The sequence below is a fragment of the Streptomyces sp. TLI_171 genome, assembly GCF_003610255.1.
GTDB lineage: Bacteria > Actinomycetota > Actinomycetes > Streptomycetales > Streptomycetaceae > Kitasatospora.
This window is the reverse complement of record NZ_RAPS01000001.1, coordinates 4404870-4430371: the sequence shown is the minus strand read 5'-3', so window position 1 is coordinate 4430371 and position 25502 is coordinate 4404870. Positions and strand designations below refer to the sequence as shown.

General features: G+C 71.8%; 23 protein-coding genes. All 23 read right to left on the bottom strand.

Annotated elements, in window-relative coordinates:
* Position 1: 1 nt before the first annotated feature.
* On the bottom strand, positions 2–664 hold the full coding sequence (locus BX266_RS20320) for a response regulator transcription factor (protein WP_310794795.1): 663 nt from the start codon (positions 662–664) through the stop codon (positions 2–4).
* A 51-nt stretch (positions 665–715) separates the two neighbouring features.
* A complete protein-coding gene (locus tag BX266_RS20315) occupies positions 716–1729 on the bottom strand; it encodes a polyprenyl synthetase family protein (protein ID WP_099901813.1) in 1014 nt (337 codons plus the stop codon).
* Between the two features lie 195 nt (positions 1730–1924).
* A complete protein-coding gene (nuoN, locus tag BX266_RS20310) occupies positions 1925–3562 on the bottom strand; it encodes an NADH-quinone oxidoreductase subunit NuoN (RefSeq protein WP_099901811.1) in 1638 nt (545 codons plus the stop codon).
* Positions 3559–5196, bottom strand: a complete 1638-nt coding sequence (locus tag BX266_RS20305) for an NADH-quinone oxidoreductase subunit M (RefSeq protein WP_099901810.1) — start codon at positions 5194–5196, stop codon at positions 3559–3561. The genes nuoN and BX266_RS20305 overlap by 4 nt, the downstream gene beginning before the upstream one ends.
* Complete coding sequence (nuoL, locus tag BX266_RS20300) at positions 5196–7091, bottom strand: NADH-quinone oxidoreductase subunit L (RefSeq protein ID WP_099901808.1); 1896 nt, start codon at positions 7089–7091, stop codon at positions 5196–5198. Before nuoL ends, BX266_RS20305 begins: the two co-directional genes overlap by 1 nt.
* Before the next feature lie 15 nt (positions 7092–7106).
* A complete protein-coding gene (nuoK, locus tag BX266_RS20295) occupies positions 7107–7406 on the bottom strand; it encodes an NADH-quinone oxidoreductase subunit NuoK (protein ID WP_099901806.1) in 300 nt (99 codons plus the stop codon).
* On the bottom strand, positions 7403–8248 hold the full coding sequence (locus tag BX266_RS20290; RefSeq protein ID WP_099901805.1) for an NADH-quinone oxidoreductase subunit J: 846 nt from the start codon (positions 8246–8248) through the stop codon (positions 7403–7405). Before BX266_RS20290 ends, nuoK begins: the two co-directional genes overlap by 4 nt.
* On the bottom strand, positions 8245–8826 hold the full coding sequence (gene nuoI, locus BX266_RS20285) for an NADH-quinone oxidoreductase subunit NuoI (RefSeq protein WP_099901803.1): 582 nt from the start codon (positions 8824–8826) through the stop codon (positions 8245–8247). The genes BX266_RS20290 and nuoI overlap by 4 nt, the downstream gene beginning before the upstream one ends.
* A gap of 7 nt (positions 8827–8833) precedes the next feature.
* A complete protein-coding gene (gene nuoH, locus BX266_RS20280) occupies positions 8834–10174 on the bottom strand; it encodes an NADH-quinone oxidoreductase subunit NuoH (RefSeq protein ID WP_099901802.1) in 1341 nt (446 codons plus the stop codon).
* On the bottom strand, positions 10171–12612 hold the full coding sequence (locus tag BX266_RS20275) for an NADH-quinone oxidoreductase subunit G (RefSeq protein WP_099901800.1): 2442 nt from the start codon (positions 12610–12612) through the stop codon (positions 10171–10173). The genes nuoH and BX266_RS20275 overlap by 4 nt, the downstream gene beginning before the upstream one ends.
* Entirely contained in the window at positions 12609–13967 is a 1359-nt protein-coding gene (nuoF, locus tag BX266_RS20270) for an NADH-quinone oxidoreductase subunit NuoF (RefSeq protein ID WP_099901799.1), read from the bottom strand. The genes BX266_RS20275 and nuoF overlap by 4 nt, the downstream gene beginning before the upstream one ends.
* A complete protein-coding gene (nuoE, locus tag BX266_RS20265; RefSeq protein ID WP_099908098.1) occupies positions 13967–14686 on the bottom strand; it encodes an NADH-quinone oxidoreductase subunit NuoE in 720 nt (239 codons plus the stop codon). Before nuoE ends, nuoF begins: the two co-directional genes overlap by 1 nt.
* Positions 14687–14703: 17 nt before the next feature.
* Positions 14704–16032, bottom strand: a complete 1329-nt coding sequence (locus BX266_RS20260; RefSeq protein ID WP_099901797.1) for an NADH-quinone oxidoreductase subunit D — start codon at positions 16030–16032, stop codon at positions 14704–14706.
* Positions 16032–16742: an NADH-quinone oxidoreductase subunit C gene (locus BX266_RS20255; RefSeq protein WP_099901796.1), complete on the bottom strand. Its 711-nt coding sequence runs from the start codon at positions 16740–16742 to the stop codon at positions 16032–16034. The genes BX266_RS20260 and BX266_RS20255 overlap by 1 nt, the downstream gene beginning before the upstream one ends.
* Positions 16739–17293 carry an NADH-quinone oxidoreductase subunit B family protein gene (locus BX266_RS20250; RefSeq protein WP_099901794.1) on the bottom strand — a complete coding sequence of 185 codons (555 nt, stop codon included), beginning with the start codon at positions 17291–17293 and terminating at the stop codon, positions 16739–16741. The genes BX266_RS20255 and BX266_RS20250 overlap by 4 nt, the downstream gene beginning before the upstream one ends.
* Before the next feature lie 68 nt (positions 17294–17361).
* On the bottom strand, positions 17362–17721 hold the full coding sequence (locus BX266_RS20245; RefSeq protein ID WP_099901793.1) for an NADH-quinone oxidoreductase subunit A: 360 nt from the start codon (positions 17719–17721) through the stop codon (positions 17362–17364).
* Positions 17722–18135: 414 nt separating this feature from the next.
* Positions 18136–19044, bottom strand: a complete 909-nt coding sequence (locus BX266_RS20240; RefSeq protein ID WP_099901791.1) for a DMT family transporter — start codon at positions 19042–19044, stop codon at positions 18136–18138.
* Between the two features lie 133 nt (positions 19045–19177).
* On the bottom strand, positions 19178–20458 hold the full coding sequence (locus tag BX266_RS20235; protein ID WP_099901790.1) for a geranylgeranyl reductase family protein: 1281 nt from the start codon (positions 20456–20458) through the stop codon (positions 19178–19180).
* Between the two features lie 102 nt (positions 20459–20560).
* Positions 20561–21256, bottom strand: a complete 696-nt coding sequence (locus tag BX266_RS20230) for a demethylmenaquinone methyltransferase (RefSeq protein WP_099901788.1) — start codon at positions 21254–21256, stop codon at positions 20561–20563.
* A 44-nt stretch (positions 21257–21300) separates the two neighbouring features.
* On the bottom strand, positions 21301–21867 hold the full coding sequence (locus BX266_RS20225) for a hypothetical protein (RefSeq protein ID WP_143686969.1): 567 nt from the start codon (positions 21865–21867) through the stop codon (positions 21301–21303).
* 94 nt (positions 21868–21961) lie between these two features.
* Positions 21962–22564 (bottom strand): hypothetical protein, encoded by a 603-nt coding sequence (locus tag BX266_RS20220; protein ID WP_099901785.1) that lies wholly within the window; start codon positions 22562–22564, stop codon positions 21962–21964.
* Positions 22565–22571: 7 nt separating this feature from the next.
* Complete coding sequence (gene mqnC / locus BX266_RS20215; protein WP_180290546.1) at positions 22572–23780, bottom strand: cyclic dehypoxanthinyl futalosine synthase; 1209 nt, start codon at positions 23778–23780, stop codon at positions 22572–22574.
* An 88-nt stretch (positions 23781–23868) separates the two neighbouring features.
* Positions 23869–25467 carry a serine/threonine-protein kinase gene (locus tag BX266_RS20210; RefSeq protein WP_099901784.1) on the bottom strand — a complete coding sequence of 533 codons (1599 nt, stop codon included), beginning with the start codon at positions 25465–25467 and terminating at the stop codon, positions 23869–23871.
* Positions 25468–25502 lie beyond the last annotated feature (35 nt).

The window sequence follows — 25502 nt, the reverse complement described above, 5'->3', positions numbered from 1 at the left end:
CTCAGGACCCCAGGTAGGCCAGCACCGCCAGGACCCGCCGGTGATCCTCCGGGCTCTGCCCGAGGCCCAGCTTCTGGAAGATGTTCGACACGTGCTTCTCCACCGCGCCGTCCGACACCACCAGCTGCTTGGCGATCGCCGCGTTCGTCCGGCCCTCCGCCATCAGGCCCAGCACCTCGCGCTCGCGCGGCGTCAGGTTCGCCAGCGTGTCGACCTGCCGGCTGCGGCTCAACAGCTGCTGGACCACCTCCGGGTCCAGTGCCGTGCCGCCCTGCGCGACCCGCGACACCGCGTCCACGAACTCCCGCACCTCGGCGACCCGGTCCTTCAGCAGGTACCCGACGCCCCGCGTCGAGCCCGCCAGCAGCTCCCCCGCGTACTGCTCCTCGACGTGCTGCGACAGCACCAGCACGCCCACCTGCGGGTACCGGCCGCGCAGCTCCACGCACGCCCGCACGCCCTCGTCGGTGTGCGTCGGCGGCATCCGGACGTCCGCCACCACCACGTCGGGCAGGGCGCCCGCGCCATGCAGCTCGTCGATCGTCCGGACGAGCGCGTCCCCGTCCCCGACCCCCGCCACGACCTCCATCCCCCGGTCCGTCAGCAACCGTGTCAGCCCCTCCCGGAGCAGCACGGAATCCTCGGCGATCACCACGCGCAACATAGGGGCACCCTAGCGCGCGGAGGACAACGGGAAGCGGCGCGTTCCGGCGGCCTACATGGTGCGGATGGCCACCGTGTCGCAGAGCTCCTGGAGGGCCGCCTTGGCGGAGCAGGCCGGGAGCGGGTCCAGCAGGGCGCGGGCCTCCTCGGCGTAGCGCAGCGTCTCGCGGCGGGCCCGCTCCAGCGCCGGGTGCCGGCGCAGCAGGCGCAGGGCCTCGGCGTGGGCGTCGTCGTCGGTCGCGAGGTCGGTGTCGAGGAGTTCGCGCAGGCGGACGTCCTCGGGATCGGCCGGGTCGACCGGCATCTGACGGAGCAGCAGCACCGGCAGGGTGGGCACGCCCTCGCGCAGGTCGGTGCCGGGGGTCTTGCCGGACTCGGAGCCGTCGGAGGCGATGTCGAGGACGTCGTCGGCGAGTTGGAACGCGGTGCCGATCCGCTCGCCGTACTGGGTGAGCAGTTCGACGACCCACGGTTCGGCGCCGGCCATCAGCGAGCCGAACCGGCAGGAGACGGCGATCAGCGAGCCGGTCTTGCCGGACAGCACGTCCAGGTAGTGGCGCAGCGGGTCGTCCTCGGGCCGCGGGCCCGCGGTCTCCAGGATCTGGCCGGTGACGAGCCGTTCGAAGGCGTCGGACTGGATCCGGACGGCTTCGGGGCCGAGGTCGGAGAGCACCTGGGAGGCGCGGGAGAAGAGGAAGTCGCCGGTGAGGATGGCGACCGAGTTGTCCCAGCGGCTGTTGGCGCTGGGCGCGCCGCGGCGCACGGGGGCCTCGTCCATCACGTCGTCGTGGTACAGCGTCGCGAGGTGGGTCAGTTCGACCACCACCGCGGAGGGCACCACGCCGGGTGCGGACGGGTCGCCGAACTGGGCGGCGAGCATCACCAGCAGCGGCCTGAACCGCTTCCCCCCGGCCTCGATGAGGTGGCTGGCGGTCACCGTGATGAACGGCACGTCGCTCTTGACGGCCTCGATCAGGGCGGCCTCCACGGCCTCCATCCCGGCCTGGACGTCACGGGTCAGATCGTGGTCCTGCACGCTCAGCCCGAAGGGCCCCACGACGGTCACGCTGACCACTCCTGTCCCTGGTCGATCCAGCGGGCCCGGTCCCTCAGCCCCGCCGATGCACATACAAGGCAGCGTATCCGGTCCGGAGTGGATCACTGCACGGGCATGGGCCTCTCTCCGCTGGTGGCGGAAGGTGCCCCGTACGCGTCCGGCCCCCGCCGGGTGCTGGCGGGGGCCGGACCTGGGAGAAGAACGTCAGCGGACGAACAGCGAGGCCTTGGTGGCCAGGTCGAGGAAGTACTGCGGGAGCAGGCCGAGGCCGAGGGTGACCAGCACGCCGACGCCGATGGCGGTGGCGGTGAGCGGGCTGGGCACGGCCACGGCGGGGCCGGAGGGCTGCGGGTCGGAGAAGAACATCAGCACGATGACCCGGATGTAGAAGAACGCGGCGACCGCCGAGGACAGCACACCGACGATCACCAGCGGGGTGGCCCCGCCCTCGGCGGCGGCCTGGAAGACCGCGAACTTGCCGGTGAAGCCGGAGGTCAGCGGAATGCCCGCGAAGGCCAGCAGGAAGAGCGCGAACACCGCCGCGAGCAGCGGTGAACGGCGGCCCAGCCCGGCCCAGTTGGACAGGTGGGTGGCCTCGCCCTTGGAGTCGCGCACCAGGGTGACCACGGCGAACGCGCCGAGGGTAACGAAGGAGTACGCGAGCAGGTAGAAGAGGACGGCCGAGACGCCGCGCCGGTCGGTGGCGATCAGGCCGGTCAGGATGAAGCCGGCGTGCGCGACCGAGGAGTAGGCGAGAAGCCGCTTCACGTCCTGCTGGGTGACGGCGAGGACCGCGCCGACCACCATGGTGAGGATGGCCACGCCCCACAGGACGGGCCGCCAGTCCCAGCGCAGGCCGGGGAAGGCGACGTAGAACAGCCGCAGGAAGGCGCCGAACGCCGCGGTCTTGGTGGCGGCCGCCATGAACCCGGTGACCGGCGTCGGGGCGCCCTGGTAGACGTCCGGGGTCCAGGAGTGGAACGGGACGGCGCCGACCTTGAACAGCAGGCCGACGGCCAGCATGGCGAGGCCGATCAGCAGCAGCGCGTCGTTCTGGGTGGTGACGGCGAGCGCCGGGGTGACCGGGGCGACGCCGGAGACCACGTCGGCGATCTCGCCGAGCTGGACCGAGCCCGCGTACCCGTAGATCAGCGCGGTGCCGAACAGGAAGAACGCCGAGGCGAACGCGCCGAGCAGGAAGTACTTGACCGCGGCCTCCTGGGAGAGCAGGCGGCGGCGCCGGGCGATCGCGCACATCAGGTACAGCGGGAGGGAGAGGACCTCCAGCGCGACGAACATGGTCAGCAGGTCGTTCGCGGCGGGGAACAGCAGCATGCCGCCGACCGCGAACAGGGTGAGCGGGTAGATCTCGGTGGTGCGCAGGCCCTCGCGGGTGGCCTCGCGCTCCTGCTCGCCGCCGGGGACGGCGGCGGCCTGCGCGGCGAACGCGTCGACCCGGTGGCCGTTGATGCGCGGCTCCAGCCGGCCCTCGGCGTAGGTGAGGACGGCGAGGACGGCGGTCAGCAGGATGACGCCCTGCAGGAACAGCGCGGGGCCGTCGATGGCGACGGCGCCCATCGCGAGCAGCCCGGCCTTGGTGGTGGCGTGGCCCTGGGCGGCGAGCACCACCACGGCGGCGAACGCGCCGCCCAGGCCCAGCAGCGAGGCGCCGAGCTGGGCGGTGGCGCGCAGCCGCCGCGGCAGGAACGCCTCGATCAGGACGCCGACCAGGGCGGCGCCGAACACCACGAGCATCGGCGAGAGCTGGCCGTACTCGATGTGCGGGGCGGGGATGCTCGCGCTGTTGCCGCCGGCGGCGGCCAGCACGTGGGTGGAGATCACTTCTGCTCACCTCCGTTGGTGGCGGCGGCCGGGTGGGCCGGCGCGGGGTCGGTGCGGTGGACCTGGCTGAGGGTGTCGTTCACGGCCGGGTTCACCATCCTGGTGAGCGGCTGCGGGTAGACGCCGAGCAGCAGGGTCAGGGCCACCAGCGGGGCGACGACGGCGAGTTCACGGACCTTCAGGTCGGGCATGCCCTCGACGGGGGCCTTCACCGGGCCGGTCATGGTGCGCTGGTACAGCAGCAGGGCGTACAGCGCGGCCAGCACGATGCCGAAGGTGGCGATGACGCCGATCACCGGGTAGCGGCTGAACGTGCCGACCAGGACCAGGAACTCGCTGACGAACGGGGCCATGCCGGGCAGCGAGAGGGTGGCCAGGCCGCCGATCAGGAAGGTGCCGGCCAGCACCGGGGCGACCTTCTGCACGCCGCCGTAGTCGGCGATCAGGCGGGAGCCGCGGCGGGAGATCAGGAAGCCGGCCACCAGCATCCACGCGGCGGTGGAGATGCCGTGGTTGACCATGTAGAGGGTGGCGCCGGACTGGCCCTGGCTGGTCATCGCGAAGATGCCCAGGATGATGAAGCCGAAGTGCGAGATGGACGCGTAGGCGACCAGCCGCTTGATGTCCTTCTGGCCGATGGCGACCAGCGCGCCGTACACGATGCCGATCAGCGCCAGCACCATGATCACCGGGGCGAAGGTCTTCGACGCGTCCGGGAACAGGCCGAGGCAGAACCGCAGCATCGCGAAGGTGCCGACCTTGTCGACCACGGCCGTGATCAGGACGGCCGTTCCGGCGGTGGACTCGCCCATCGCGTTCGGCAGCCAGGTGTGCAGCGGCCACATCGGGGCCTTCACCGCGAACGCGAAGAAGAAGCCGAGGAACAGCGCGCGCTGCGCGTTCGGGTCGATCACCAGCTTGCCGGAGGAGATCGCGTCGGTCAGCGCGGTCAGGCTGAAGGTCGCCTGGCCCTGGTCGGCGGCCACCACGTACAGGCCGATCACGGCGGCCAGCATGACCAGGCCGCCGAGCAGGTTGTACAGCAGGAACTTGACGGCCGCGTAGGAGCGCTGGCTCGCCGAGTCGGGGCCGCCGGCCTTGTCGCCGAAGCCGCCGATCAGGAAGTACATCGGGATCAGCATGGCTTCGAAGAACACGTAGAAGACGAAGACGTCGGTGGCCAGGAAGGACACCAGCACCATCGCCTCGACGGCCAGGATCAGCGCGAAGAAGCCCTGGGTGCGCCGCTTGGACTCGAAGGAGCCCTCGGGCGCGGCCCCCGCGGCGGAGCCGCTGACGGGTCCCGTGGCGTCGTGCCAGCCGGCCAGCATCACCAGCGGGACGAGCACGGCGGTGAGCAGCACCAGGGCGGTGCCGATGCCGTCCGCGCCCAGCGAGAAGTTGATCCCGAAGGACCGGATCCAGGAGTAGGACTCGGTCAACTGGTAGCGGGCGCCGCCGGGTTCGAAGGAGGCGGCGACCGCGGCGGCCAGGCCGAGGGTGACGGCGGAGACCGCCAGCGCCACGGTCTTGGTGGTGCGCCGCCGGGCCTCGCTGGTGCCGGCCGGCAGAGCGGCGGTGAGCACCGCTCCGACGGCCGGGACGGCACAGGTGGCGGAGAGGAGGTAGCTCATCAGACCGACCTCATCAGGAGAGTGGAGGCGACCAGCACCAGCGTGCCGCCGAACATGGAGAGCGCGTACGTGCGGACGTAGCCGGTCTGGATCCGGCGCAGCCGGCCGGAGATTCCGCCGATCGCGGCGGCCAGGCCGTTGACGAAGCCGTCCAGGCCCCGGCTGTCGAACCAGACCAGGGTGGCGGCCAGCGCGGTGCCGGGCCGGACCAGGACGGCGTGGTTGAAGTCGTCCTGGAGCAGGTCGCGGCGGGCGGCCCGGGTGAGCGGGGAGCCGACCGGCGCCTGCACCGGGACGGGGCTGCGGCCGTACATCAGGTACGCCAGGCCCGCGCCGGCCACCAGGCAGAGGGTGGCGACGGCGCTGATGGTGAGCGAGTTCAGCGGCGAGTCGCCCTCGGCGTGGCCGGTGACCGGCTCCAGCCAGTTCAGGAAGGAGCTCTTCCAGGTGAACAGGCCGCCGGCGAACACCGAGCCGAAGGCCAGCACGATCATCGGGACGGTCATGCTCCGCGGGGACTCGTGCGGGTGCGGCTCGTGGCCGTGCTCGTCCGGCTGCCAGCGCTTCTCGCCGAAGAAGGTGAGCAGCACCACCCGGGTCATGTAGAAGGCGGTGATCGCGGCGCCGAGCAGGGTGCACAGGCCGAGGATCCAGCCCTCGGTGCCGCCCTTGGCGAACGCCGCGTCGATGATCTTGTCCTTCGACCAGAAGCCGGACAGCAGCGGGAAGCCGATGATCGCCAGGTAGCCGGCCATGAACGTCCAGAAGGTGGCCGGCATGTACTTGCGCAGGCCGCCGTAGTGACGCATGTTCACCTCGTCGTTCATGCCGTGCATGACCGACCCGGCGCCGAGGAACAGCCCGGCCTTGAAGAAGCCGTGGGTCACCAGGTGCATGATCGCGAAGACGTAGCCGATCGGGCCGAGGCCGGCCGCCAGGATCATGTAGCCGATCTGCGACATGGTCGAGCCGGCCAGCGCCTTCTTGATGTCGTCCTTGGCGCAACCGACGATCGCACCGAACAGCAGCGTCACCGCGCCGACCACCACCACGGCGGTCTGCGCGTCCGGGGCCAGGTTGAAGATCGCCCCGGACCGGACGATCAGGTAGACGCCGGCGGTCACCATGGTGGCCGCGTGGATCAGCGCGGAGACCGGGGTCGGGCCCTCCATCGCGTCGCCCAGCCAGGACTGCAGCGGCACCTGGGCGGACTTGCCGCAGGCCGCGAGCAGCAGCATCAGGCCGATCGCGGTGAGCTTGCCCTCGCTCGCGTCGCCCGCCGTGGCGAACACCGGCTGGAAGGCGAAGGAGCCGAACTCGACGAACATCAGCATGATCGCGATGGACAGGCCCATGTCGCCGACCCGGTTGACGATGAACGCCTTCTTGGCGGCCGTCGCGGCGCTCGGCTTGTGCTGCCAGAACCCGATCAGCAGGTAGGACGCCAGGCCGACGCCCTCCCAGCCGACGTACAGCAGCAGGTAGTTGTCGGCGAGCACCAGCACCAGCATGGCGGCCAGGAACAGGTTCAGGTAGCCGAAGAAGCGGCGGCGGCGCTCGTCGTGGGCCATGTAGCCCACCGAGTACAGGTGGATCAGGGTGCCGACGCCGGTGATCAGCAGGACGAAGGTGATGGACAGTTGGTCGAGCTGGAAGGCGACGTCGGCCTGGAAGCCGTCCACCGGGATCCAGCTGTACAGGTACTCGGTGACGGCGCGGTGCTCGGTGTCCCGACCGAGCATGTCCGCGAACAGGGCCAGGCCGAAGGCGAAGGACAGCGCGGCCAGCAGGGTCGCGATCCAGTGCCCGAACCGGTCCAGGGCCCGTCCGCCGAGCAGCAGCAGGGCAGCGCCGGCCAGCGGCGCCGCGACCAGCAGCGGAATGAGAGAGTTCACTGAGGGGCCCTCCGCCTACAGCTTCATCAGGTTGCTGTCGTCGACCGAAGCGGAGTGCCTGGTCCGGAAGATGGAGACGATGATGGCGAGGCCGACCACGACCTCGGCCGCCGCGACCACCATCGTGAAGAACGCGATGATCTGACCGTCCAGGTTGCCGTGCATCCGGGAGAAGGTGACCAGCGCCAGGTTCGAGGCGTTCAGCATCAGCTCCACGCACATGAACAGCACGATCGCGTTGCGCCGGATCAGCACCCCGGAGGCGCCGATGGTGAACAGCAGCCCGGCGAGGTACAGGTAGTTGACCGGGTTCACTCCGCCTCCTCCTTGGTCGGCACGGTCTCCAGGGCCTGCCGGGGCGCGGCCACCGGCGGGCGGGCGGAGGACGGACGGCCCAGCCAGTCGGCGGTGGTCTCCTCCAGCTCGGCCATCCGCTGCAGCATCTCCTGGCTGACGTCGCGGATCTGGCCGCGCTCGCGCAGGGTGCCCATCACCGAGTCCTCGGCGACGGTGCCGTCGGGCAGCAGCGCCGGGATGTCCACCGCGTTGTGCCGGGCGTACACGCCGGGGGCGGGCAGCGGCGGCACCTGGATGTTGTCCTTGACGCGCCGGGCGGCCAGCTGACGCTGGGTCAGCGGCGGCCGGACCTTCTCGCGGTGGGTCAGCACCATCGCGCCGACCGCCGCGGTGATCAGCAGTGCGCCGGTCACCTCGAAGGCCCACACGTACTTGGTGAAGATCAGCCGGGCCAGGCCCTGCACGTTGCCCTCGGCGTTCGCCTCGGACAGGCCGGTGAAGTGGCTCAGGTGCGCGTTCGCCAGGCCGGCGACCAGCAGCACGCCGAAGCCCAGCCCGCAGAGCACCGCGGCGATCCGCTGGCCCTTCAGCTGCTCCTTCAACGAGTCCGCCGAGGAGACGCCGACCAGCATCACCACGAACAGGAACAGCATCATGATCGCGCCGGTGTAGACCACGATCTGCACCACGCCCAGGAACACCGCGCCCTGCGCCATGTAGCAGACCGCCAGGGCGATCATGGTGGCGGCCAGGCAGAGCGCCGAGTGCACCGCCTTCTTCATCAGCAGCATGCCGAGCGCGCCGCCGACCGCGATCACGGCCAGCACCCAGAACTGCACGGCCTCGCCGGTGGAGGTCATGACTGCTCCTCCTTCTCGCGGTCGTGCCGCTCCTGCTGCACGGTGCCGGGCGCCGCGCCGGTGATCTCGCCCCGGTAGTAGGCGCCCTCGTCGGCGCCGGGGAAGATCGCGTGCGGCGAGTCGACCATGCCCTCGGTCAGCCCGACCAGCAGCTGCTCCTTGGTGAAGATCAGGTCCTGCCGGGTGGAGTCGGCCAGCTCGTACTCGTTGGTCATGGTGAGCGCCCGGGTCGGGCAGGCCTCCACGCACAGGCCGCACAGGATGCAGCGGGCGTAGTTGATCTGGTAGACCGCGCCGTAGCGCTCACCGGGCGAGTAGCGCTCCTCGTCCTGGTTGTCGGCGCCCTCCACGTAGATGGCGTCGGCGGGGCAGGCCCAGGCGCACAGCTCGCAGCCGACGCACTTCTCCAGGCCGTCGGGGTGCCGGTTCAGCTGGTGGCGGCCGTGGAAGCGCGGAGCGGTGGGCTTCTTGTACTCCGGGTACTGCTCGGTGAGCCGCTTCTTGAACATGGCCTTGAAGGTCACGCCGAAGCCGGCGGCCGGCCCGAGGACCGACTTCTCCGAAGAGTCATCAGACATACGCGGCTCAGCTCCCTTCGGAATGGTCGGCCCCGTTGAGGGCTTCCTGGAGTTGCGGGGTCCGGCTACGGCGGCGCGGGACGGGCGGCAGTTCCTGGCCGGGCAGCGGCGGCACCGGGTAGCCGCCGGCCATCGGGTCGAAGGCGGGCTCGGCCTCCGGCTGCTCGGCGGGCTTCTTCCGGAGCAGGTCGGCGACCAGGGCGATCAGCAGGATCGCCGCCAGCGGGGCGCCCACGTACAGCACCACCTTGGCGAAGTCGTAGCCCTCGTTGCGCAGTGCCCGCACGGTGGCCACCATCACCAGCCACACCAGCGAGACCGGGATCAGGATCTTCCAGCCGAGCTTCATGAACTGGTCGTAGCGCAGCCGGGGCAGCGTGCCGCGCAGCCAGATGAAGAAGAACAGCAGCAGCTGGATCTTCAGGACGATCCACAGCATCGGCCACCAGCCGTGGTTCGCGCCCTCCCAGAAGGTGGAGACCGGCCACGGGGCGCGCCAGCCGCCGAGGAACAGGGTGGAGGCGACGGCGGAGACGGTGACCATGTTGACGTACTCGGCCAGCATGAACATCGCGAACTTCAGCGAGGAGTACTCGGTGTTGAAGCCGCCGACCAGCTCGCCCTCGGCCTCCGGGAGGTCGAACGGGGCACGGTTGGTCTCGCCGACCATCGCGATGATGTAGACGATGAAGGACACCGGCAGCAGCACCGCGAACCAGGTCGGCTGCTGCGAGGAGACGATCTCCGAGGTGGACATCGAGCCGGAGTAGATGAACACCGCCGCGAAGGACAGGCCCATCGCGATCTCGTAGCTGATCATCTGCGCGGAGGAGCGGATGCCGCCCAGCAGCGGGTAGGTGGAGCCGGAGGACCAGCCGGCCAGCACGATGCCGTAGATGCCCACCGAGGCGGTGGCCAGGATGTACAGCAGGGCGATCGGCAGGTCGGTGAGCTGCAGCGGGGTGCGGGTGCCGAAGATCGACACCTCGTTGTCGGCCGGGCCGAACGGGATCACCGCGAACGCCATGAACGCGGGGATCGCCGAGACGATCGGCGCCAGGACGTAGACCACCTTGTCGGCGTTCTTGACGACCAGGTCTTCCTTGAGCGCCAGCTTCACGCCGTCGGCCAGCGACTGCAGCAGACCCCAGGGTCCGTGCCGGTTCGGGCCGATCCGCAGCTGCATCCAGGCGACGACCTTGCGCTCCCAGACGATCGCGATCAGCACCGTCAGCACCAGGAAGGCGAAGCAGAACACCGCCTTCAGCAGCACCAGCCACCACGGGTCGCGGCCGAAGAAGCCGAGCGTGTCGGCGGCCGCCAGCGGGGCGACAGCGAGGGGGCTCATGATTCCTCCGCCGGGGCGATGGTGACCAGGTGGCCGACCGTGGTGCCGAGCGCGCGGTACGCGCCGCCGTCCGGCGTCGAGTTGAGGGGCAGCCAGACCGTGCGGTCCGGCATCGCCTCGGTGATCTCCAGCGGCAGGGTCAGCGAGCCGGCCGGGCCGGTGACCCGCAGCGCCTTCTCCGCGCCGATCTCGGCGGCGGTGGCGGCGGACAGCCGGGCCACCGCGGCGTGCCGGGTGCCGGCCAGGTGGGTGTCGCCGTCCTGCAGCGAGCCCTGGTCGAGCAGCATCCGGTGCCCGGCGAGCACCGCCTGCCCGGAGACCGGGCGGGGCAGCGCGTCGGGGTGGGCGGCGGGAGCGGCCGGGCGGTCGCCCTGCCAGGGGGTGAAGCGGTCCAGCTCCAGCCGGGCCGCGCGGACGTCGGGCAGGCCGATCGGCCGGTCCAGCGCGTCCGCCACCATGTTCAGCACCCGGACGTCGGAGTGCAGGTGACGTCCCATCATCTGGTCGGGCTTGAGCGCCGGTTCGAACATCCGGACCCGGCCCTCCCAGTCCAGGAAGGTGCCGGCCTTCTCGGCGACCGCGGCGACCGGCAGCACCACATCGGCGTGCGCGGTGACCGCGGACGGGCGCAGCTCCAGCGAGAGCACGAACCCGGCGCGGTCCAGGGCCTGCTCGGCGAGCGCCGGGTCGGGCAGGTCCTCCGCGCCGACACCGCCGACCACCAGCGCGTCCAGCTCGCCCTGGGCCGCGGCGGCCAGGATCCGGCCGGTGTCGCGGCCAGGGCGGGCCGGGAGTTCGGCGACGCCCCAGTGGGTGGCGGCCTCGGCACGGGCGGCCGGCACCGCGACGGCCCGGCCGCCGGGCAGCAGCCCGGGCAGCGCGCCGGCCTCGACGGCGCCGCGTTCACCGGCCCGGCGCGGCACCCAGGCGAGCTTCGCGCCGCTGGCGTGCGCCAGGCGGAGCGCGGCGGTCAGGCCTCCGGCGGTCTGCGCGAGCCGCTCGCCGACCAGGATCACCGCGCCCGGGGAGCGCAGCGCGTCCGCGCAGCGGCCGGCGTCGTCGGCGAGCACCTCGTCGCCGGCCAGCGCGCCGAGCCACTCGGCCTCGGTGCCGGGCGCGGCGGGCAGCAGCGCGCCGCGCAGCTTGGCCAGGCCGCGGGAGGCGTGCGAGGCGATCGAGAACACCCGCAGCCCGGACGCCCGGTTGGCCTTGCGCAGCCGCAGGAAGACGATCGGCGCCTCCTCCTCGGCCTCCAGGCCGACCAGCAGCACTGCCGGGGCGGCTTCGAGCTGACGGTAGGTCACGCCCGCGCCGTCCAGGTCGACCCCGTGCCCGGCGACCGCGGCGGCCAGGAAGTCGGCCTCCTCGCCGCTGTGCGGGCGGGAGCGGAAGTCGACGTCGTTGGTGCCGAGCGCGACCCGGGCGAACTTGCCGTACGCGTAGGCGTCCTCGACGGTGACCCGGCCGCCCGCGAGCACCGCGGCGCGCGCGCCGCGCAGCCCCTCGGCGACCCGGGCGAGCGCCTCCGGCCAGGAGACCGCGACCAGTTCGCCGTCCTGACGGACCATCGGCGAGGTGAACCGGTCGCGCTGCTGGGCGTAGCGGAACGCGAACCGGCCCTTGTCGCAGTTCCACTCCTCGTTGACCTCCGGCTCGTTGCCGGCCAGTCGCCGCATCACCTTGCCGCGCCGGTGGTCGGTGCGCTGCCCGCAGCCCGCCGAGCAGTGCTCGCACACCGACGGGGAGGACACCAGGTCGAACGGGCGGGAGCGGAACCGGTAGGCGGCGGAGGTGAGCGCGCCGACCGGGCAGATCTGGATGGTGTTGCCGGAGAAGTACGAGTCCAGCGGCTGGTCGACGCCGGTGCCGACCTGCTGCAGCGCGCCGCGCTCCACCAGGTCGATGAACGGGTCGCCGGCGATCTGCTGGGAGAACCGGGTGCAGCGCGCGCACAGCACGCACCGCTCGCGGTCCAGCAGCACCTGGGTGGAGAGCGGGATCGGCTTCTCGTACGTCCGCTTGACGCCCTCGAACCGGGAGTCGGTGTCACCGGTGGACATCGCCTGGTTCTGCAGCGGGCACTCGCCGCCCTTGTCGCAGACCGGGCAGTCCAGCGGGTGGTTGATCAGCAGCAGTTCCATCACGCCGCGCTGCGCCTTCTCGGCGACCGCCGAGGACAGCTGGGTGCGGACCACCATGCCCTCGGCGACCGGGATGGTGCAGGAGGCGACCGGCTTGCGCTGTCCCTCGACCTCCACGATGCACTGGCGGCACGCCCCGGCGGGGTCGAGCAGCGGGTGGTCGCAGAAGCGCGGGATCTGGGTGCCGATCTGCTCGGCGGCGCGGATCACCAGCGTGCCCTTGGGGACGCTGACCTCGACGCCGTCGATGGTGAGCGTGACCAGCTCGGTCTGGGTGGAAGGCTCCGTGACCGTCACGCGTGCACCTCCCTCTCGGTGGCGGACTCGTGGACGGAGGCCCGGTCGGCCCAGACGGTGGAGGCCGCCGGGTCGAACGGGCAGCGGTGCTCGTTGACGTGCTGCTCGTACTCGGCGCGGAAGTGCTGCAGCGAGGAGACGATCGGGCTGGCGGCGCCGTCGCCCAGCGCGCAGAAGGACTTGCCGTTGATGTTGTCGGCGATGTCCAGCAGCTTCTCCAGGTCGCCCGCGACGCCCTGGCCGGCCTCGATCCGCTTGAGCAGCTGGACCAGCCAGTAGGTGCCCTCGCGGCAGGGGGTGCACTTGCCGCAGGACTCGTGGGCGTAGAACTCGGTCCACCGGGTGACGGCCCGCACCACGCAGGTGGTCTCGTCGAACACCTGCAGGGCCTTGGTGCCGAGCATCGAGCCGGCCGCGCCGACGCCCTCGTAGTCCAGCGGGACGTCGAGGTGCTCCTCGGTGAACATCGGCGTGGAGGAGCCGCCCGGGGTCCAGAACTTGATCCGGTGCCCGGCCCGGACGCCGCCGGAGATGTCCAGCAGCTGACGGAGCGTGACGCCGAGCGGGGCCTCGTACTGGCCGGGGTTGGTGACGTGCCCGGACAGCGAGTACAGCGTGAAGCCGGGCGACTTCTCGGTGCCCAGCGACTTGAACCAGTCCTTGCCGCGGGCCAGGATCGGCGGCACCGAGGCGATCGACTCGACGTTGTTCACCACCGTCGGGCAGGCGTACAGGCCGGCGATCGCCGGGAACGGCGGCCGCAGCCGGGGCTGGCCGCGGCGGCCCTCCAGCGAGTCCAGCAGCGCCGTCTCCTCGCCGCAGATGTAGGCGCCCGCGCCGGCGTGCACGGTGATGTCCAGGTTGATGCCGGAGCCCTGGACGTCCTGGCCGAGCAGCCCGGCCGCGTAGGCCTCGGCGACCGCGGCCTGCAGGCGGCGCAGCACCGGCACGACCTCGCCGCGCAGGTAGATGAAGGCGTGCTCGCAGCGGATCGCGTACGAGGCGATGATCATGCCCTCGATCAGCGAGTGCGGGTTGGCGAACAGCAGCGGGATGTCCTTGCAGGTGCCCGGTTCGGACTCGTCGGCGTTGACCACCAGGTAGTGCGGCTTGCCGTCGTTCTGCGGGATGAACTGCCACTTCATCCCGGTCGGGAAGCCGGCGCCGCCGCGCCCGCGCAGGCCCGCGTCCTTGACCAGGGCGATCACGTCGTCCGGGGCCATCGCGAGGGCGGCGCGCAGGCCGTCGTAGCCGCCGTGCCGGCGGTAGGTGTCGAGGGTCCAGGGGCGGTGGTCGTCCCAGGACGCGGAGAGGACCGGGGAGAGCAGCTTCTCGGCCGGCTCGGCGGAGGTCATCACGCTTCCGTCCCTTCGTGCCGGGGGGAGACCACCTTGGCGCCCGGAGTGCCGGGCAGCGCCTCGCCCTTGGCCAACCGCAGGCCGGCCAGCGAGGGGGCGCCGCCGGCCCCGGACTCGTCGTTGGCGCCGGGGCGCTCGTCGGGGAAGCCCGCCAGGATCCGCGAGGTCTCCTTGAACGAGCAGAGCTTGGCGCCGCGGGTCGGCCGGACCTCCTGGCCGGCCCGCAGCTGGTCGACCAGCTGCTTGGCGCTGTCCGGGGTCTGGTTGTCGAAGAACTCCCAGTTGACCATCACCACGGGCGCGTAGTCGCAGGCCGCGTTGCACTCGATCCGCTCGATCGAGACCGAACCGTCCTCGGTGGTGCGGTTGTTGACGATCCCGAGGTGCTCGGAGAGCTCGTCGAAGATCTGGTCGCCGCCGAGCACCGCGCACAGCGTGTTGGTGCAGACGCCGACGTGGTACTCGCCGGCCGGGCGCCGCCGGTACATCGTGTAGAAGGTCGCGACTGCGGTCACCTCGGCCGTGGTCAGGTCCAACTGCTCGGCGCAGAACCGGATCCCGGTCGGCGTGACGCAGCCGTCCTCGGCCTGCACCAGGTGCAGCAGCGGCAGCAGCGCCGAGCGGGACTGCGGGTAACGGGCGATCAGTTCGGCCGCGTCGGCGGCCAGTCGCTGCTCGACCTCCGGCGGGTAGGGCTTGGCCGGCAGCGCCGGCAGGCCGAGTTCTGTGCTGCTCACCGGTCCACGCCTCCCATCACCGGGTCGATCCCGGCCACCGACACGATCACGTCGGCCAGCGGGGCGCCCTCGCACATCGCGGCCATCGTCTGCAGGTTGGTGAACGACGGGTCGCGGAAGTGCACCCGGTAGGGCCGGGTGCCGCCGTCGCTGACCACGTGCACGCCGAGTTCGCCCTTGGGCGACTCCACCGCGGCGTACGCCTGCCCGACCGGAACGTGGAAGCCCTCGGTGACCAGCTTGAAGTGGTGGATCAGGGCCTCCATCGAGGTGCCCATGATCTTCCGGATGTGGTCCAGCGAGTTGCCCATGCCGTCCGGGCCGACGGCCAGCTGGGACGGCCAGGCGATCTTCTTGTCGGCCACCATCACCGGTCCGGGCTTCAGCCGGTCCAGGCACTGCTCGACGATCCGCAGCGACTGCTTCATCTCCTCCAGGCGGATCAGGAACCGCCCGTAGGAGTCGGCGGTGTCGGCCACCGCCACGTCGAACTCGTAGTTCTCGTACCCGCAGTACGGCTCGGACTTGCGCAGGTCGTGCGGCAGCCCGGTGGCCCGCAGGATCGGGCCGGTGGCGCCGAGGGCCAGGCAGCCGGGCAGGTCGAGGAAGCCGACGTCGACCAGCCGGGCCTTGAACACCGGGTTGTCGGTGGCGAGTTTGTCGTACTCGTGCATCCGGCCGCGGAGCAGCTTCACGCCCTCGCGGATCCTGTCGACCGCGCCGGGCGGCAGGTCCTGGGCCAGGCCGCCGGGGCGGACGTACGCGTGGTTCATCCGCAGGCCGGTGACCAGCTCGAAGATGTCGAGGACGACCTCGCGGTCCCGGAAGCCGTAGATCATCAGGGTGGTGGAGCCGATCTCCATGCCGCCGGTGGCCAGCGCCACCAGGTGCGAGGAGATCCGGTTCAGCTCCATCATCAGCACCCGGATCACGGTGGCCCGTTCGGGCACATCGGCGGTGATCCCGAGGAGCTTCTCGACGGCCAGGCAGTAGGCGGTCTCGTTGTACAGCGGGGTGAGGTAGTCCATCCGCGTCACGAACGTGGTGCCCTGCACCCAGGAGCGGAACTCCATGTTCTTCTCGATGCCGGTGTGCAGGTAGCCGATGCCGCAGCGGGCCTCGGTGACCGTCTCGCCGTCGATCTCCAGGATCAGCCGCAGCACGCCGTGGGTGGACGGGTGCTGCGGGCCCATGTTGACGATGATCCGCTCGTCGTCGGCGCCCGCCACGGCCTCCGCGACCTCGCCCCAGTCGCCGCCGGTGACGGTGAACACCCGTCCCTCGGTGGTCTCCCGGGACCCTGCTTCGTAGTGGGTGCTGCTCATCAGCTGTACGACCTCCGCTGGTCGGGAGCCGGGATCTGGGCGCCCTTGTACTCGACGGGGATGCCGCCGAGCGGGTAGTCCTTGCGCTGCGGGTGCCCCAGCCAGTCGTCCGGCATCATGATCCGGGTGAGCGCCGGGTGGCCCTCGAAGACCAGGCCGAAGAAGTCGTAGGTCTCCCGCTCGTGCCAGTCGTTGGTCGGGTAGACGCTCACCACCGACGGGATCCGCGGGTCCGCGTCCGGCGCGGTCACCTCCAGCCGGATCAGCCGGGTGTGGGTGATCGAGCGCAGGTGGTAGACCGCGTGCAGCTCCCGGCCCTTGTCGCCCGGGTAGTGCACGCCGCTGACGCCGAGGCAGAGCTCGAACCGCAGCGCGGGGTCGTCGCGCAGGATGCGCACCGAGTTCAGCAGGTGCTCGCGCTCGATGTGGAAGGTCAGCTCGCCGCGGTCGACGACGGTCTTCCCGATCACCTCGGCCGGGTCGAGGCCCTGTTCCTCCAGCGCGCCCTCGAACTCGTCGGCCACCTCGTCGAAGTAGCCGCCGTACGGGCGCTCGCTCGGGCCGGGCAGCACGATCGGGGCGTTCAGGCCGCCGAAGCCGGAGGTGTCGCCGGTGCCGCCGGCGCCGAACATGCCCTGCCGGGCGCCGACCACCTCGACCGGGATCTCCCGCCTGGTGGCCGGGACTTCGGGCTTCTGAGGGTCCGTCATCGCAGCAGCCCCCGCATCTCGCTGGTCGGGGTGGCCTGCAGCGCGAGGCGCTCGGCCTCCTCCTCGGCCCGGCGGCGGTTCACGCCGAGCTTCTCGTGCTGGATCTTCTCGTGCAGCTTCAGGATCGCGTCCATCAGCATCTCCGGGCGGGGCGGGCAGCCCGGCAGGTAGATGTCCACCGGCACGATGTGGTCGACGCCCTGGACGATCGCGTAGTTGTTGAACATGCCGCCGGAGGACGCGCACACGCCCATCGAGATGACCCACTTCGGGTTCGGCATCTGGTCGTAGACCTGCCGCAGCACCGGCGCCATCTTCTGGCTGACCCGGCCGGCCACGATCATCAGGTCGGCCTGCCGCGGCGAGCCGCGGAAGACCTCCATGCCGAACCGGGCCAGGTCGTAGCGGCCCGCGCCGGTGGTCATCATCTCGATCGCGCAGCAGGCCAGACCGAAGGTGGCCGGGAAGAGCGACGCCTTCCGCACCCAGCCCGCGGCGGCCTCCACGCTGGTGAGCAGAAAGCCGCTCGGCAGCTTCTCCTCGATACCCATCAGTTCCCTCTCAATGCCCTCGAGTCCGGTGGCTTGTCCGCCCGTTCACAAACGGCGGCCGGGTGTTGTCAGTCCCACTCCAGGCCGCCGCGACGCCAGACGTAGGCGTAGGCGACGAACACGGTGGCGATGAACACGAGCATCTCGACCAGCCCGAAGATCCCCAGGGCGTCGAAGCTGACCGCCCACGGGTAGAGGAAGACGATCTCGATGTCGAAGACGATGAACAGCATCGCCGTCAGGTAGTACTTGATCGGGAACCGACCGCCGCCCACCGGCTGCGGGGTCGGTTCGATGCCGCACTCGTACGCCTCCAACTTGGCCCGGTTGTAGCGCTTCGGGCCGGTGAGCGAGGCCATCACGACGGAGCCGACCGCGAACGCCGCCGCGATGGCACCGAGTACGAGGATCGGCGCGTAGGCATTCATAGCCCCGCTCCCTCCGTCCAGTCGTCCTTGACTGCAGATCGGAACCACCAGGTCACCAGGGGTGAACCGATGATCCACTTCGTGAGATCCGGCTCCATGTGAGGCAGTTCACAAAGCCAGGTTGGAGCGCATCCTATGCCCGTCGGCTTGTGATCTGCGACACGCAGTTCCCGATGATCTTTGTGATCTTCGCCACCCGACGAAGCCGGACGGAACGGGATCGATCAGTACCGATCCACCCTCAGCAGGCACTTGACCACAGACAGTCGCAATCCGTCGCAGAACGCCCGCCGTTCGGCCACGGCCCATATCAATTCTGCAGCTGATCAAGCAAATTTCGGAGTGATCCGGTTTACGTGATATCGGATCTCACCCGGCCGGTGGACCCGTCGGCGCACCCGCTTGACCCTTCGTTCACAAGCTCTCAAGGAGGGGCGCCCGACGCCGGCCCCACTCGGTGCCCGCCAGCACCGCCACCGCCCCCGACAGGGCGAGCAGACCGGGTCGGTCGCCGGCCAGCGCGATGCCGAAGACCGCCGCCCAGAGCGGCTCGGTGCCCAGCAGCAGGCTCACCCGGGACGGCGAAGTGGCCCGCACCGCCCAGAGCTGGACGAAGAACGCGAACAGCGTGCAGAACAGCGAGAGGTACAGCAGCAGCGCCCAGCGCTGCGCATCGAACGAGGCCGCGACGGCCAGCGGCGAGGGGCCGGCGAACGGCGCCGCGACCACGAACACCACGGTGGCGAAAGCCAGTTGGACCCAGGTCAGGGCGAGCGCGTCCACCCCGCGGACCGACCGCAGCCGGGCGCTGGCGAGCACGTTGACCGTCCGCACCCCGGCCGCGCCCAGCACCAGCAGGTCGCCTCCCGAAGGGGCCCGCAGGCCGCCGTCACCGGTCAGCAGCGCCACGCCCAGCACCGACAGGCCCGCCGCCCCGAGGAACGCCGCCGAGGGCGCGACCCGGCGCAGCGCGGCCTCCGCGAGCGGGGTGAACACCATGGTCAGGCTGATCACCAGCCCGGCGTTGGTCGCCGAGGTGTGCACCGCCCCGTACGTCTCCAGCAGGAAGATCGCGCCCAGCACCAGTCCGAGCAGCGCCCCGCCGCCCCACTGCGCCGCCGTCAGCCCGCGCAGCCGCCGCCCGACCACCGCTCCCAGCAGCGGCAGCACCAGCCCGAACCGCAGCGCCAGCACCGCCACCACGGTGTCCGGCTCGGCGACCCGCTTCACCACCAGGAAGCTGGAGCCCCACACCACCGCCACCGCCAGCAGCGGCAGGTCCCGCAGCGGTCGCGGACGGGCATCGATGGACAGCACGGCCATGGCACGGCTCCCGGAAGGCTCGACGGGGGCCCGTGCGGCGTCGGACGGGACAGAGAGGTGGGGCCGCCACCCTCTCGCACGCGAAAGGCGGCGAGCAAGCGCTTTCCGCCCGCCCGCCGCCCGGTGGCACCGCTCAGGCGCGCGGGGCGACCTTGGTCAGGCCGTTGATGATGCGGTCGGCGACGTCGCCGCCGGTCGGGTCGGTCAGGTTGGCGAGCAGCTTGAGGACGAACTTCATCAGCACGGGGTGGGTGAGGCCGCGCTCGGCGGCGATCCGCATCACCTTGTCGTTGCCGATCAGCTTCACGAACGCCCGGCCCAGCGTGTAGTAGCCGCCGTAGGTGTCCTTGAGGATCTGCGGGTAGCGCGCCAGGGCGCGCTCGCGGCCCTCGGGCGTGATCCTGGCCATCGCCTGCACGATGACGCCGGCCGCGAGTTGGCCGGATTCCATCGCATAGGCGATGCCCTCGCCGTTGAACGGGTTGACCATGCCGCCGGCGTCGCCGACCAGCAGCAGGCCCTTGGTGTAGTGCGGCTGCCGGTTGAAGGCCATCGGCAGCGCGGCGCCGCGGATCGGCTCGGTCATGTTCTCCGGGGTGTAGCCCCACTCCTCGGGCATGCTGGCGCACCAGCTCTTCAGCACCTCGCGCCAGTTGAGGTCGCCGAAGGCGGGCGAGGAGTTCAGGATGCCGAGGCCCACGTTGGAGGTGCCGTCGCCCATGCCGAAGATCCAGCCGTAGCCGGGCAGCAGCTTCTTCTGCCCGCCCCGGGTGTCCCAGAGCTCCAGCCAGGACTCCAGGTAGTCGTCGTCGTGCCGGGGCGAGGTGAAGTACGTCCGGTAGGCGACGCCCATCGGCCGGGACTCGATCCGGTGCAGGCCCATGGCCAGCGAGAGCCGGGTGGAGTTGCCGTCGGCGGCCACCACCAGCGGTGCGTGGAACTCGACCTCGCGCTTGTCCGGGCCGAGCTTGGCGGTGACGCCGGTGATCCGCCCGGTGCGGTCCTGCACCGGGCCGCTGACGTTGCAGTTCTCGTACAGCCGGGCGCCGGCCTTCTGCGCCTGCCGGGCCAGCAGTTCGTCGAAGTCGGCGCGCTTGCGCACCAGTCCGTAGTCGGGGAACGCGGCCAGGTCCGGCCAGTCCAGCTCCAGCCGGACGCCGCCGCCGATGATCCGCAGGCCCTTGTTGCGCAGCCAGCCGTTCTCGGCGGACACGTCGATGCCCATGTCCACCAGCTGCTTGACGGCCCGCGGGGTCAGGCCGTCGCCGCACACCTTCTCGCGCGGGAACTCGGTCTTCTCCAGCAGCAGCACGTCCAGGCCCGCCTGGGCCAGCCAGTACGCGGTGGTGGAGCCGGCCGGACCGGCGCCGACCACGATGACGTCGGCGGTGGACTCGACGGCGATCTCGGTCATACGGGGCTCTCTCCTGAGCGCGTCGGGGTCACGGAGTCGGGTCCGACACTCCGTCTCCGACGCTCCGTCAACGAAGCGGCCGGAGCGCCGAACCCTCGCAGTCTACGGGGCCTTGAAGCCGCGGTGGAGAGCCACGATGCCGCCGGTCAGGTTGCGCCAGGCGACCTTCGTCCAGCCGGCCTGCTGCAGTTCGGCGGCCAGCGCGGGCTGGTCCGGCCAGGCCCGGATCGACTCGGCGAGGTACACGTACGCCTCGGGGTTGGAGGACACCTTGGTCGCCACCGGCGGCAGCGCCCGCATCAGGTACTCGGTGTAGACGGTCCGGAACGGCGTCCAGGTCGGGGTGGAGAACTCGCAGATCACCAGCTTGCCGCCGGGCTTGGTGACCCGGAGCAGCTCGCGCATCGCCACCTCGTGCTCCTGCACGTTGCGCAGCGCGAAGGAGATGGTCACCGCGTCGAAGGAGTCGTCGGCGAACGGCAGCCGGGTGGCGTCGCCCGCGGTGAGGGCGAGTTCGGGGTGGCGGCTCTTGCCCTCGGTCAGCATGCCGAGGGAGAAGTCGCAGGGGACGACGTCCGCGCCGGCCTCCAGGAAGGGCAGCGAGGAGGTGCCGGTGCCCGCCCCGAGGTCGAGGATGCGCTGGCCCGCCACGGCCCCCACCGCATCGGCCACCGCGCGGCGCCACAGCCGGGCCTGGCCCAGCGAGAGCACGTCGTTGGTGCGGTCGTACTTGGCCGCGACATCGTCGAACATGGCGGCGACGTCCTGCGGCTGCTTGTCCAGATGGGCTCGGGTCACGCCCCCATTGTTCACCTTCCGCCCCGGCCGGCCGCCACCAGGGCTCACCGCAGGGCGCGGCGGCCGCCCTTGCGGCGGCGGCGGGAGCGCCTGCCGTTGGTCAGGGCGGGCATTCCCTCGGCCGCGAAGGCCACGGTGAAGCCCTGCCCGCCCCGGTCCCCGACGGGGTGCGTGCGGCGGAAGCGGCGGATCCGGTAGAGGCACAGGGCGCACAGCAGGACCGCCACCGGGACGCTGGTCTGCGCCAACCCGACGCCCACCGGCTGCGGATAGGTCTTCCCGCACACCCGGACCGCGCCGAGGTCGTCCGCCGCGTGCTCCAGGCAGATCGGGTCGCCGACCTTCGCCGCCTCGGGCAGCCACAGGTCGGCGGCGGTCATTCGCCGACCGTCCGCGAGGTAGGCGACCTGGCTGTAGGTGCCGCTGCCGCCGGGCAGTTGGGTCACGGTGCCCTCGACCCGGACGGGGTGGGCGTCGATCCGGTCGGCCTGGTCGGCCTGCCGCCAGCCGAGCAGACACATCGTCACCGCGACCACGGCGCTCAGCACGGCCCCGAGGTACCAGCCCCGGGCCGGTCTGGTCCGCACTCGGTCGGGGCTTGCGGCTCGCATACGTCCTGTTCCTGGCTCGACGGCTGTTCTGAACCGGGATGGTAGCCGCTGGCATGCCCTCAGGTCACGGCCAGTCAGAAAACCCGGCCACCGGTCACTTCCGCCGGTACAGCAGCCGGGCGCCCAGCACGGTGGCCAGGCAGCTCGCCCCGCCGTGCTCCAGCTCCGCCGCCGAGGCGGCGTCGAACACCGCGAAGTCGGCGGCCCCGCCGACCCTCAACGGCCGCTCCACGGCGGCCGCGAGCGGTCCGGCGGCCAGCGGATCGAGCGGCCCGGGCGTGCCGTCGCCGGGCAGCGGGCGCAGGCCGGAGCGCGCGACCGCGGTGCGCACCGCGGCGCGGGTGAACGGGCCGGCCACGGCCGTCGCGCCGCAGCCGAGCATGCGTTGGAGTCCGCGCCGGGCGCTGCCGCCCCACTGCTCCTCGCCGAGCCCGTCCGGGGGCGGCAGCGGCTGCTCGCCCGACTCCTCTCGCGGGTCGGGGTGGTAGGCGTGTTCCAGCAGCCAGCCGGCGTGCCGGTTGACCAGTCCGGGCACCAGCACCCCGGGCCACTCCCGCAGCCGCGCGGGGCCGCCGGCCAGCTCCCGGTAGGGGCCGATCGCGGCCACCAGGGCCCCGTCGACCAGCACCGCCCCGTCCGGCAGGGACGGGGCGGCGGGGTCGGCCACCAGCACGGCGGCCCGGTGCAGGGTCAGCACGGAGCGGTCAGCTCGTCGCCAGGATGGTCAACTCGGGGTGGGCGGTGCCGCCTTCGATCGCGGTGGAGGCGATGTGCGAGGCCACCCGCGGGTCGACCGGGTCGTTCGCCGGGTCGTCCAGCACCCGCAGGTGCTGGTAGGTGGTGGAGCGCTGCGCGGGAACCCGGCCGGCGGTGCGGATCAGGTGGATCAGCTCGTGCAGGTTGGAGCGGTGCTTGGCGCCGGCCGCCGAGACCACGTTCTCCTCCAGCATCACCGAGCCCAGGTCGTCCGCGCCGTAGTGCAGCGACAGCTGGCCGGCCTCCTTGCCGGTGGTCAGCCAGGAGCCCTGGATGTGCGCCACGTTGTCGAGGAACAGCCGGGCGATGGCGATCATCCGCAGGTACTCGAAGACCGTGGCCTGGGTCGAGCCCTTCAGGTGGTTGTTCTGCGGCTGGTAGGTGTAGGGGATGAAGGCCCGGAAGCCGCCGGTGCGGTCCTGCACCTCGCGGATCATCCGCAGGTGCTCGATCCGCTCGGCGTTGGTCTCGCCGGTGCCCATCAGCATGGTGGAGGTGGACTCGACGCCGAGGCGGTGCGCGGTCTCCATGATCTCCAGCCAGCGCTCGCCGGACTCCTTGAGCGGGGCGATCGCCTTGCGCGGCCGCTCCGGCAGCAGTTCGGCGCCGGCGCCGGCGAAGGAGTCCAGGCCGGCCGCGTGGATCCGGGTGATGGCCTCCTCGACGGAGACGCCGGAGATCTTCGCCATGTGCTCGACCTCGGAGGCGCCCAGCGAGTGGATCACCAGCTGCGGGAACTCGGCCTTGATCGCGGCGAAGTTCTGCTCGTAGTACTCGACCCCGTAGTCGGGGTGGTGCCCGCCCTGGAACATGATCTGGGTGCCGCCCAGTTCCACCGTCTCGGCGCAGCGGCGGAGGATCTCGTCGAGCTCCCGCGACCAGCCCTTGTCGCTCTTCGGCGGGACGTAGAACGCGCAGAACTTGCACGCCGTCACGCAGACGTTGGTGTAGTTGATGTTCCGTTCGATGATGTACGTGGCGATGTGCTCGACGCCCGCGTACCGCCGCCGGCGCACCGCGTCGGCGGCCGCGCCGAGCGCGTGCAGGGGGGCCGAGCGGTAGAGCTCCAGCGCCTCCTCGGCGGTGATCCGGCCGCCCTCGGCCGCGCGGTCCAGAACGGCCTGCAGCTGGGTGGCGGAAAGGTTCTGCTCGGACACCTGGCGGGCCTGCTTTCTTCCTCGGAGGGGCGGACCAGCTCAGCCTACGCCAGCGTATTTCCGCCCCCGCCCAGGCCCACGCGGCCGTTCACTGCCGGGTCAGGTCGCCCTCCGGGTCGGAGCCGAGCGCGGCCCCGCTGACCGCGAGGTGGACCTTCCCGCCGCCGTTCAGCAGGGTGTAGGTCTGCTGCTCGGCGACGCCGGTGCAGCCGGCCTCCTGCCCGTCGGGGCGCTCCTGCAGGACGACCTTCCCGTCCTCGGCGGAGAGCAGGGTCAGCACCCCGTGGCAGACGGTGCTGCTGAGCTCGGAGGCGTTGCCGGTGTGCCCGACCTCCTCGCCGACCCGGCCGGCGGTGAAGGTCACGGTGAACACCGACGGCAGCGGCACGATCTTGGTGGTGATGGTGCCCTTGAAGGTGCCGACGAAGCCCTCGGGCAGCGCCTTCGCGTCGCCGGCCGGCGTCTCGCCGCCGCCTCCCGTGGCGCTCCCGGACGGCGACTCGTCCGGCGTCGGGTCGCCCCCGTCCTCGGGGCTGTCGCTCGGCGAGGGCGAGTCGGTGACGGCGTCCTGGCCGGGCGTCCGGGTCGCGCCGGGGTCCGCGCTCTGCCAGGGCAGCCGGTCGGTCGCGGCCAGCCCGCCGTACAGCGCGCCCAGCAGCACGGCCGCGACCGCGGCCACCGCCCAGCGCCGGCGGCGGCGCGGCGCCCGACGGTCCGTCAGCGCCTCGGGTCCGGCCGGGCGGGGGCCGTCCAGCGCGGTGGGGACCCGGTCGGCGAACACCGGCGGGCCGTCGTCGCCCTCCAGGTCGAGCAGTTCGACGGCGGCGCGGCCGACGGCGCCGGCCAGCGGGGCGGGCAGCCAGCCGTCGGGGCCGGCCGCGGCGCCGGGGGCCAGCCGGTCGCGCAGTTCGGCGGGGGTGGGGCGCAGCGCCGGGTCCTTGGCCAGGCAGGCGGCCACGGCGGCCCGCAACTCGCCGTCGAGTCCGCCGAGTTCGGCCTCCTCGTGGAGCACCCGGTAGAGCAGCACGGCGGCGCTGACGCCCTCCCCGAACGGGGCGGTGCCGGTGGCGGCGAAGGCCAGCAGGGCGCCGAGCGAGAACAGGTCGCCGGGCGGGCCGACCGGTGCGCCGGCGGCCTGCTCGGGCGACATGAAGCCGGGCGAGCCGACCACGAAGCCGCTGTGGGTGAGCGAGGCGGCGGCGTCCAGCGCGCGGGACACCCCGAAGTCGATCAGCCGCGGCCCGTCCAGGGTGAGCAGCACGTTGGACGGTTTGACGTCCCGGTGCACCAGCCCGAGCGCGTGCACCTGCTCCAGGGCCTCGGCCAGCCGGGCGCCCAGCGCGTGCACGGAGGCGGTGGGCAGCGGCCCGGCGGTGCGCACCGCGTCGCCGAGCGAGGGGCCGGCGACGAAGCCGGTGGCGACCCAGGGGCGGGGGCCCTCGGTGTCGGCGTCCAGGACGGGCGCGGTCCACCGTCCGCCCACCCGGCGGGCGGCGGACACCTCCTGACGGAACCTCGCCCGGAACTCCGGGTCGTCCGCCAGTTCGGGGCGCACCACCTTGACGGCGACGGTCCGCCCGCCGGTGGTCCGCCCGAGGTAGACCCGCCCCATGCCGCCGGCGCCCAGCCGCCGCAGCAGCCGGTAGTCGCCGATCGTCGACGGGTCCTCGGCCGTGAGCCGTTCCATGCCCGCTCCCTCCCTCGCCCGGCCCGATCATCCCA